Source organism: Flavobacterium sp. (assembly GCF_035456225.1).
In the GTDB taxonomy this organism is placed as follows: Bacteria; Bacteroidota; Bacteroidia; order Flavobacteriales; family Flavobacteriaceae; genus Flavobacterium.
Genome location: NZ_DATIDM010000157.1, coordinates 1 through 6,472, shown reverse-complemented (window position 1 = coordinate 6,472; position 6,472 = coordinate 1). Strand labels below are relative to the sequence as shown.

Below are 6,472 nucleotides of genomic sequence, written 5' to 3'. Positions count from 1 at the left end.
AGCGGAAAAAGCGCTTAAGGATTCCGAAGAAAAATATCGATACTTATTCAATAATAATCCTGCTTACATCTTCATTTGGGATTTGGAAACCTTAAAAATTCAAGAAGTCAATGAGGCAGTCTTAAACAAATATGGTTATACCAGAGAAGAATGGAGTACGATGACTGCCCTTGATTATCGTCCTGTTGAAGATTATGATAAAATAAGAGAGTTTGCCGGGAAAATGCTTCTTGGTGAAGAACCTTTCTTCAAAGAAAACTTCAGGCATTTTAAAAAGAATGGCGAAGAGATGATTATGGAAATCAGTCCGCACAGGATAATTTATAACAATCGCCCGGCCGCTTTGACATTGGCCAGTGATGTAACGGAAAAGGTAAGGGCAGAAGCCCAATTAGCAGAACGTGAGGCGCAGCTGAATCTGTTTATTGAGCACAGTCCGGTTTGTTTAGCTATGTTTGATAATGATATGAAGTACATCGCTACGAGTCGAAGATGGATAACAGACTTTAATTTGTCCGGACAGGATATAATCGGTAAAAATCATTATGAAGTTTTCCCAGAAATTAGTCAGGACTGGAAAGATGTTCATCAACGCTGTCTGCAAGGTGCTGTGGAGAAACGCGAAGAAGATTCTGTAGTAAGAGCAGATGGAAGGGTCGAATGGTTGCGTTGGGAAGTCCGTCCTTGGTACAAATCAACAAATGAAATAGGTGGCATTATCATATTTACAGATAACATTACCGAGCGAAAAAGAGCTACGGAACTTTTTAAAAGTCAGTTTGAGAATTCACCGGATATCATTCTTTATGTAAATAAAAATTTTAAAATTGAGGCGATAAACAGAACAAGGACACCTATGATAACTATTGAGACTTTAATTGGTGCCGATTGTATTTCTGTCTTACCCGAAGAAAGTCGTGAAACAGCCAGAGAGGCGGTAGAAAAATGCTTCCGTAACGGTGAGAACCTTGAAATTGAAAATAAAATTTCTTCCGGCGAATGGGTACGTTCCCGATTTGTGCCCATTCTGACAAATAACGAAGTGACTCACATTATGATTTTTGGAACCGATATTACCGAACGAAAACAAGCAGAAATGAAGTTGGTACAAAGTGAAGAAAAATACCGTGCCTTAACAGAAAACATGAGTGATGCCATCATTATGGTTAATTCGGATTTTGAAATAGAATATCAAAGTCCTTCTGCAGGAAAGATATCCGGATATGGTCTGGAGGATTTTAAATCGAATCAGTTTCTCAGTTTTATATTTCATAAGGATTTTGCCAAAGCTGAAAATTTTTTTAAGGAAGTAATCAATTCTCCGGGGATTCCGTTGCAAAATCAATTCAGGCTTATACATAAAGAGGGACATCAGGTTTGGATTGAAGGGACTGCTTTAAATTTGCTGAATCAGACAGGTATTAATGCCCTGATCCTTAATTACAGGGATATTACAGAGCGTAAAAAGGCCGAGGAAGAACTTATTCTTTCCAATGAAGAACTTAAGAAAACCAATTCGGAATTAGACCGTTTTGTTTACAGTACCTCTCATGATTTGCGCGCTCCACTTAAATCGATGCTCGGGTTAATTAATATTTCAAAATCCGAAATAGAAGAAAAAGGGACTACAGAAGAAAACAATACTTTGATTGAGCGTCTGGCCATGCTTAATACAAGTGTTTCCAAATTGGATAATTTCATTGATGACATATTCAACTATTCAAGAAATGCCAGAATGAAACTGGAAGATAATGAAATCGATTTTGAAGCACTGGTTAATGATGTTAAAGGAAATCTCAAAAACACAGAAGAGGTAAAAAAAGTTGATTTAAAAATCAAAACAAATTCGGAAGTAAAATTCATATGTGATTATGACCGACTGTCGATTATAATTAATAATATGCTTTCGAATGCCTATAAATATTACGACAGGAGCAAGGAAAATCCCTTTATTTTTGTTAACTTTAAGTGTGATAATCAAACCGCTGTGATTACTATTGAAGATAATGGCGTTGGTATTGACGAAAATGAACAGGGAAAAATATTTAACATGTTTTATCGTTCCAGTTCCCTTTCAACAGGATCAGGTATTGGACTGTATATAGTCAAAGAGACATTGGAAAAATTAAAGGGAACTATCACAGTTAAATCAAAATTAAACGAAGGAACTCTATTTACCATTAGGATTCCGAATCGAAATAATTTTTAAATTGATTATGAAAATGAAGAATATAATGCTAATTGATGATAATGATATTGATAACTTTATCTCAAATCATATAGTTGCTAAAAGTGGCGTGGCAGATAAAGTATCTCTAATGAGTTCGGCAATAGATGCCTTAAAGCATCTTGAAGAGGTTAAGGAAGATTTCGAAGAATTCCCCGATTTGATTTTTCTTGATATTTCAATGCCGGTAATGGACGGATTTGGTTTTCTGAATGAGGTAACTAAATTTCCGAAAGTCAGTGAAAGGCGCTGTTTTATTGTAATGCTCACTTCTTCCAATAATAAAAATGATATAGAGCGGGCGAAGCAATATAGCGTTGTAAAAGATTATTTTGTCAAGCCGTTAAGGGCCGAAATGATTAATTTACTTATGAACAGAAGAATGCATTAACCGTATTCAGGTAAATAAAAAAAACGTCCTGCTTAATTTGGCAGGACGTTTTTTATTGTTAGTCTTTTTACAATTCGGGCTTAATAAATTCTGCTGTTTCGGTAATGACCGTATCGGTTTTTGGATCAACTGACTGCAATACCAAATTGCCGTTTGGATCAAAATACCCAACAGAAACTTTTTTACCACTGGTTACTATAAATCCACCATTTGATAGCTCCCTTAAAGTCGCCAATCTTTTTTTGGTATCAGGATTAATAATGGAATAGCCAACTTTGTCTAAAATCATTTTACATTTTGCCCCGTTATATTTGTAAAATCCGGAGTAATCTTTACTGATTTCACGAGAAACACCATCTACGGTTACTGTAACTTTTTTTGATACATCGGCCGGTTTGTCAAGTACCTCTTTTTCTCTTGTATTGGATTTAGGATCCTTAAATTCAATTTTTTGTACTTCCTGAACCTCTTCCGTTTTAACCGTTGTTTTTTCTCCCTTGGAATCTTTAACTGTTTTCGTCGTAGTTGTGGATTCTTTTTTTACATCCGTGTTTTGAGCAGTAATACCCACTGCGGTGAATAAAGCTGCAATGATTAATATTACCTTTTTCATGACGTTTTAATTTAATCATTAATACATTGCAAAATTAGTTATAAAAAACAAGTAATATCTTTAAAATCATATTAAAAGAAGTTTAAAAGTGTTTATTTGTGAATAAATTAACATATTTTAGAAGTAAGTGTTGTTTTTTATTTGTCAGAAGTTATATAATAAATTGTGATAAGAATAAGGGTGTTCCTGTTTCAATTTGATTAAATTTGAGCATAAAATGATGCGTTATGAAAATAGTTGCTTTTGGAGGAAGTATAAGCCAAAACTCAATAAATAAGAAACTGGCCACCTATGTGTCTCATTTATTTGAACATGCAGAGGTTGAGGTTTTGGATTTGAATGATTTTGCCATGCCGGTTTTCAGCGTGGATTTGGAAATAGAAGTCGGACAGCACCCGTTGGGCCAGGCATTTCTGGATAAAATTGCTTCGGCAGATATGCTGGTTATTTCCATGGCTGAAAACAATGGGAACTATTCTGCAGCTTTTAAAAACACCTTTGACTGGGCTTCCCGAATCAATGTAAAGGTTTTTCAGGGTAAGCCCATGTTGTTGATGGCAACTTCAGACGGAAAAAGGGGAGGAGTCCGCGTTCTTGAAATTGCCCAGACTGCTTTTCCTCGCTATGGGGCAAACATCATTGCCACCTTTTCGTTGCCGAGCTTCTATGACAATTTCGATAGTAAGAACATGAAAATATCCAACCTAATACTGGACAATCAGATAAGGGGTATCGTTAAGAATTTGAGCTTCTGATTTTTAATCCTTTCCGATCCATTATTACTATTGAATCAATTTCAACTAACGCATAATTATTAAAACACTTCGCTGCTAAATTCTAATGTTTATCGGTATGTACGGACAATCCGTAACACAAGGTTGATGATGTATTCGTTTTTAGAACGAAGGGATTAATTTCTCTGAATATCATTTCATGCTGTAGCAGTACCAGCCAACTGTATTTTTTTGTAAATTTATTATGCATTTAAGAACTGTTGTTTGGTCGGAGGCAAGTCCGGAAATCTCTCCAATGATCTGCCCATCAATCAAAAAAATACAAAAAGCGAACAAGATCCAGTTGGAATATCTTTACAATTGAGAATGATTAAAGATCTCATTTTTAAAAGAAAGTAGGTGTAGGAAGGAGTTTAGTTAATCTAACAGATAAACCTAAATTCCCTAAATGAAAAGTTTCAGTGAACAAATTGTTTAGAAATATGTTCAAGACAAACGCATTGTCGGCATGTGGAATGAATACTAAAAATGTTTTCGTTGCTAAATCTTTATTCCTGCTTCTGTTTTTTTTAAATTCCTGTACTGATGCTAAGAAGAATGAAGAAAAGGAAAAAGCCATTGCAGACTCAATTAAGCGAATAGAGACAAACAGTTTTCTACATGAATTGCACAAGACACAGAAGGTGTATGTCGGCGATTTTGACACAATGCTAAAGCGCCGTATAATTCGGGTGCTTGTTCCTTATAGCCGGACACTTTTTTTTAATGATAAAGGAAGGGAACGAGGTATTACCGCAGATAATTTCAGGAGATTCGAGGAGTTTCTCAACCGGAAATATAATAAGGAACATCATGGTATCCCATTTACAGTTGCTTTTTTACCGACACCGCGTGATCAATTAATTGCAAATATTATTAATGGCCTTGGTGACATTGCAGCGGGTAACATCACTGCGACAGAAAAGCGAATGCAGAAGGTTGATTTTGTGGCGCCTAAAGAGCTTGGTGTTGTATCGGAAATCGTTCTCTCCCGTATGAAAGATGCACCGGTAACTAATTTGGAACAACTGTCGGGCAGGGTAATCTATGTGCGTAAATCGTCGAGTTATTTTGAAAATCTGCAAAAGGTTAATAAAATGCTCATGGCAAAAGGGAAAAAACCGGCCATATTTAAGATTATGTCTGAAGATGCATCAGATGAGGATCTTATGGAAATGCTGAATGTCGGCATCATTTCAACTATTGTGGTAGACGACTGGATGGCAAAAATGTGGGTTCAGGTCTTGCCTGATATAAGACTAAATGAAAATGTAGTAGTCGGAAGCGGCTATATCGGTTGTGCATTCCGCAAAAACAGCCCTTTGATTGCGGCAGAATTAAATGATTTCTATCATGATTTCGAGAAGCCGCTTGGTGGCATGTCTTACCGCCTTAAGAAATATTACCAGAATGTTAAACAACTCCAGGATCCGACAGATTCAAAAAATGCGCAACGCTACAGGAAAATCATTCAATTGTTTGAGAAGTATGGAAAGCAATATGATTTTGATCCGTTGATGTTGGCAGCAATGGGATTTCAGGAATCGAAACTTGACCAAAATGAAAGAAGTCCGGCGGGAGCAATTGGCGTAATGCAGATGATGCCCGCAACCGGGGCAGAAATGAAAGTAGGTGACATAAAAGTTACGGAGCACAATATACATGCGGCAACAAAGTATATGAATGTACTGATGACCGAGTATTTTCAGGATGCACATTTCGACAAGTTCAATAAATCAATGTTTGCGTTTGCGTGTTATAATGCCGGCCCCAATAGAATTGTAAGTTTACGGAAGACAGCGACGGAACGTGGGTTGAACCCCGATGTGTGGCTAAACAGCGTTGAAATCATAGCTTCGGAAAAGATTGGGCTGGAGACAACTACCTATGTACGAAACGTTTTGAAATATTATCTTTCGTACAAACTTATGGTCGAACGCAGTGCAGAAGATCATGAATAAAGGAAAGCGTTGAGGTTTTATCGCGTGACAGGATGGGAATCCGGATTGAAATATAAAGCACAGATACCTGTTTATTGATAGAAAACCTAAAAAGATTTTGTAACGTAATTGAAAATAAAAACAGAAAAACATTTGGCTTGCAGGAGGTAAAAAGCTCATCAGTTTTTTAAAGACAAAGCCTATTGGAATGAATGATTATTACAGTTATTCCGAAAATAATCGGAGAGAAGAACATGCACAAATTGAATAAAAATTTGGCGCAATAATTGTATGGCAGTATTTAATAAATAGCTGCATTATGAAAGTCTTGGTTAAAACTCTAAAAATCCTTTTCAGAACGATGTTAACAATTTTAGTACTTCTGATTATTTATGTTGCAGCCGTAATAGGACTGTCGCGTATTTCCGTAAACTCCGATGTAGTCAAACCTGATAAGGGAATTGAAATTTACCTGCTTTCCAATGGAGTTCATACCGATATAGTTGTTCCGGTAAAAACACAAATGAC

5 protein-coding genes are annotated in these 6,472 nt (G+C 36.2%); 4 read left to right on the top strand and 1 reads right to left on the bottom strand.

The annotated features are described in order from the left end of the window. Together VLB74_RS09230 and VLB74_RS09225 are read left to right on the top strand one after the other, a co-directional pair. Positions 1–2,209, top strand: a 2,209-nt coding sequence (locus tag VLB74_RS09230; protein WP_325203165.1) for a PAS domain-containing protein, incomplete at its 5' end; no start/stop codon positions are given. A 13-nt stretch (positions 2,210–2,222) separates the two neighbouring features. Continuing rightward, a complete protein-coding gene (locus tag VLB74_RS09225; protein ID WP_325203164.1) occupies positions 2,223–2,618 on the top strand; it encodes a response regulator in 396 nt (131 codons plus the stop codon). A gap of 67 nt (positions 2,619–2,685) precedes the next feature. Here VLB74_RS09225 and VLB74_RS09220 read toward each other — a convergent pair whose 3' ends face one another. Then, positions 2,686–3,231 (bottom strand): hypothetical protein, encoded by a 546-nt coding sequence (locus VLB74_RS09220; RefSeq protein WP_325203163.1) that lies wholly within the window; start codon positions 3,229–3,231, stop codon positions 2,686–2,688. Between the two features lie 227 nt (positions 3,232–3,458). On the opposite strand from VLB74_RS09220, the gene VLB74_RS09215 reads away from it, so the two are divergent. Together VLB74_RS09215 and VLB74_RS09210 are read left to right on the top strand one after the other, a co-directional pair. Further along, a complete protein-coding gene (locus tag VLB74_RS09215; RefSeq protein ID WP_325203162.1) occupies positions 3,459–3,986 on the top strand; it encodes an NADPH-dependent FMN reductase in 528 nt (175 codons plus the stop codon). 686 nt (positions 3,987–4,672) lie between these two features. Beyond that, positions 4,673–5,965: an MltF family protein gene (locus VLB74_RS09210; protein WP_325203161.1), complete on the top strand. Its 1,293-nt coding sequence runs from the start codon at positions 4,673–4,675 to the stop codon at positions 5,963–5,965. The last annotated feature ends 507 nt before the right edge of the window (positions 5,966–6,472 follow it).

Bases quoted from the DNA above. Each gene is read 5' to 3' on its own strand.
- VLB74_RS09225 (WP_325203164.1), top strand. From the start codon at position 2,223: ATGAAGAATATAATGCTAATTGATGATAATGATATTGATAACTTTATC.
- VLB74_RS09220 (WP_325203163.1), bottom strand. From the start codon at position 3,231: ATGAAAAAGGTAATATTAATCATTGCAGCTTTATTCACCGCAGTGGGT.
- VLB74_RS09215 (WP_325203162.1), top strand. From the start codon at position 3,459: ATGAAAATAGTTGCTTTTGGAGGAAGTATAAGCCAAAACTCAATAAAT.
- VLB74_RS09210 (WP_325203161.1), top strand. From the start codon at position 4,673: ATGCTAAAGCGCCGTATAATTCGGGTGCTTGTTCCTTATAGCCGGACA.